We start from the raw sequence: 2,789 nt of genomic DNA, 5'->3' as shown, positions 1-2,789 counted from the left end.
ATCGAACAGGCCCAACCACCCGCTTCCAGCAACTGTGCCAACCACCGGGTGGCGGGACTCGAACCCGTCACTCATGAAGATCACCAACAGCATCCTTCCCGTGGAGGGCGGGCTGAGTGTGTGTCAGTGGGCGCGGCAGACTCCCAACGGCGGTCAGTTGGTCTCCCCGCCGGCCGAGGAACGTCTTCGGCTGCACCCGGTGCCCGAGCAGCCGTTCACCGCCGCGTTCGGCGAGAGCCGCCGGGCCGGCAAGGACTCGACGATCTCGGTCAACTCGGTGCGCTACTCGGTCCCGCACGAGCTCGTCGAGGAGAGCGTCCGGGTCCGTTTTCATGGCGACGACCTGATCGTGACCGCCATGGTCGCGGGCGGCGCGGCCGAGGTCGCCCGGCATGCCCGCTCCACTCCGGGCAACCTACCCGACGCCCAGGGCAGCAAGGACAACACCCGGTCGACGGCGCCGAGCCGCCGACGGCCGCATTCGGAAAGAGTCGAGGCCGGGAACGGCTTCGAGCATCTGCCGCATGCGGGTCCGTTCGGCGCAGTCCTCGAAGAAGACGATGGCGTCCGAACCGTGCACCGGATCGAAGGTGACGATGCGCAACTGGCCCGCACCGCACGAGGGTGCCCACTCGCCGCGGGAGGGGGCGTCGCTTGAGCCGGATGGGCATACCGGGTATACATACTCGGTATGCCCATCTGTCAGAACCTGCGCACCCTGCTCGGCCGGGGCCCGCGCATCGGCCACCGGTCGAGAACCGGGTTCGAGGCGCGCACCGGCGCCACCCGGCCGCTCAACGCCGGCCTGAAGGTCACCATGGCGAGTCCCGGAGTCGGCCTGGCGTTCGGCGTGACCGCCTCCCTCCTCAACGCCCTCTCCTCCCCGTACGGGAAGCTCGGCGCGCCACTCACGGGCACCGTCTGGGCCGGCGCCGCGAGAGTGTTCAGCCTGCTCCTGGGCGCCGGTTGGGCGTGGGCCGCACTGGCGGTCGCGACGGGCTGGCTGGCCGGGACGTGGGGCCGCGGTGCCCTTGCCGGCGCGCTGTCGCTCATCGCCGCCACAGGGGCGTACTACGTGACGGACGCACTGCTCCGGGACGAACCACTGGCCTTGTACAGGGATGAGCTGGCCTTGTGGTGGGCGGCAAGCGTGCTGTTCGGCCTCGCGCTTGGCGCGGTGGGCGCGGCGATCAGGCGGCCCGGGACGGCCGGCCTGCTTGCCGCGCTGACCGTGCCGGTGGGGGCCGGCGCGCAGATGGTCCTGCTGCCGCCCCGGCCTCACCTCGGCCCGACACCGGCCACCCTTCTTGCCGAGATCATCGTCTGGACCGCCGCAGTGCTGGGAGCCGGCGGCGCCGTCCGGCGGTTCCGGGCCGCAAGGCGTGCGGCCGAAGCCGGACGACGCTCCCGGCTCACCCCGCAGGCCGGCTCCGGTACCGGCACGACGCACGACAACCAGCGGTCCCCGGAACCGATCAGTCCGGCTCGCACCACGCCCTGATCAGAAGAACCGCCCCTGGACACCGGCCGGGCCGTCGCGCTCCGGAGGGAGCGGTCGCCGCAGTGCCCTTCGCGGGTGGGCGGGAGATGCCCCGGAAGCCGCGTGCGCGGAGGATTCCGTCGATCCCGGCGTTGCGTGGAGATCACGACAGCCCCTGGCAGGCTGGGGGCATGGCTTTCCTCAATGATCAGGAACTGAGCACGGCGATTCGGAATGCCGACTCACCGGCATGGTCTGTTCGCGCCGAGGCCGGTCGGCAGCTCGCCGGCTCGGACAGGATCGAGGACGTTGCGGACCTGCTCCACCGTCTTCTCCTGGACGCCCAGGACACCGCGGTCATCCAGGAGACGGCAGTGGCCCTGCTCGAACGCAAAGACACCATCGGCCTGCGTTGTGTCCTGCTGGCCTACAGCCAGGCGTGCACCAACGACGGGGTGGATGAGATCGGTGCCGCCCTGGACTGCAACCCCGAATGGATGACGACGGAAGGCGCGGACCGGCTGATCAAGCAGTACTGCGAACTGGCAACGGACCAGGACACCGGCGTCCGAGACGAAGCCCAACAGCTCCTGGCGCGGCTGCGGCCGCGCGAGGAATGGGCGAGAGACTCAGAGACGGACTCCTGACTCTCGGTTGCTCAGGGTTGGTCCGCGGCCAGTCGGCTGAGGTGTTCGAGGAACTCCTGCAGACTGGCCGCGGCCACCTCAAAGTCGTCGGACCAGGAGGCCGTGGTCGATCTCCGGATCCGCCCGCTGTCGCCGATCGCGAACAGATGCCCTTCACCACCGCTGGCGAACACCAGCACGGTCGATTCGTCGTCGATTCCCCGCGGGCCGTACCTCAAGCCGGAAAGCCGACCGTCTGCACGACGGCATGGGGCCACCTGGAACCGGAAAAGTGGGGCCGGCATCGCCCGCGTCGTCGGCGTCGGCCGGGCCGCGGCGGTGAACGGGCGCCGCGAGCACGAGCTTCCTCACACGCTCCGCCGCCAGGCGCAGCGACCCGTCCGCGATCCGGGCGAACAGCTCCTTCGCCTGGAGGCGGGAGTCCCACCCGGGCGACGTGGACGTGGTCGACGCCACCTTGCGCCGACAGAGGGGAAACCCGCGGAGCTGAGCCCCGCGGTCAGAACAGGGCGTTCTGCTCCGCCTCCGGCGTCGCCGGGGCGAGGCGTTTGGGCTGCAGCCCGGCGGCCATGTCCAGTTCCAGCAGGGTGGGGCCCCCGCCCGGGGCGCCCCCGGGAGTGGGCCGCCAGGGCCGGGGCGGGGCGGGGGCGGCGACGGCGGGG

The 2,789-nt window shown here is 71.2% G+C and carries 3 protein-coding genes and 1 pseudogene; 3 read left to right on the top strand and 1 reads right to left on the bottom strand.

Going from position 1 to position 2,789, the window contains the following annotated elements:
* Positions 1-172: 172 nt before the first annotated feature.
* The 3 genes and pseudogenes from ACFU7Y_RS42665 to ACFU7Y_RS42655 form a co-directional block, all read left to right on the top strand.
* Positions 173-415: pseudogene (locus ACFU7Y_RS42665) on the top strand (IS21 family transposase); the annotation flags it as partial.
* Positions 416-691: 276 nt separating this feature from the next.
* Positions 692-1,501 carry a hypothetical protein gene (locus tag ACFU7Y_RS42660; protein ID WP_224277617.1) on the top strand — a complete coding sequence of 270 codons (810 nt, stop codon included), beginning with the start codon at positions 692-694 and terminating at the stop codon, positions 1,499-1,501.
* Between the two features lie 170 nt (positions 1,502-1,671).
* Positions 1,672-2,127 (top strand): hypothetical protein, encoded by a 456-nt coding sequence (locus tag ACFU7Y_RS42655; protein ID WP_224277619.1) that lies wholly within the window; start codon positions 1,672-1,674, stop codon positions 2,125-2,127.
* A gap of 11 nt (positions 2,128-2,138) precedes the next feature.
* On the opposite strand, the gene ACFU7Y_RS42650 is transcribed toward ACFU7Y_RS42655, so the two are convergent.
* Complete coding sequence (locus tag ACFU7Y_RS42650) at positions 2,139-2,306, bottom strand: hypothetical protein (protein ID WP_224277621.1); 168 nt, start codon at positions 2,304-2,306, stop codon at positions 2,139-2,141.
* Positions 2,307-2,789 lie beyond the last annotated feature (483 nt).

The sequence above is a fragment of the Kitasatospora sp. NPDC057542 genome (genome assembly GCF_042801945.1).
Taxonomy (GTDB): domain Bacteria; phylum Actinomycetota; class Actinomycetes; order Streptomycetales; family Streptomycetaceae; genus Kitasatospora.
The sequence above is the reverse complement of the archived record's forward strand: the minus strand, read 5'-3'. Positions and strand labels throughout refer to the sequence as shown.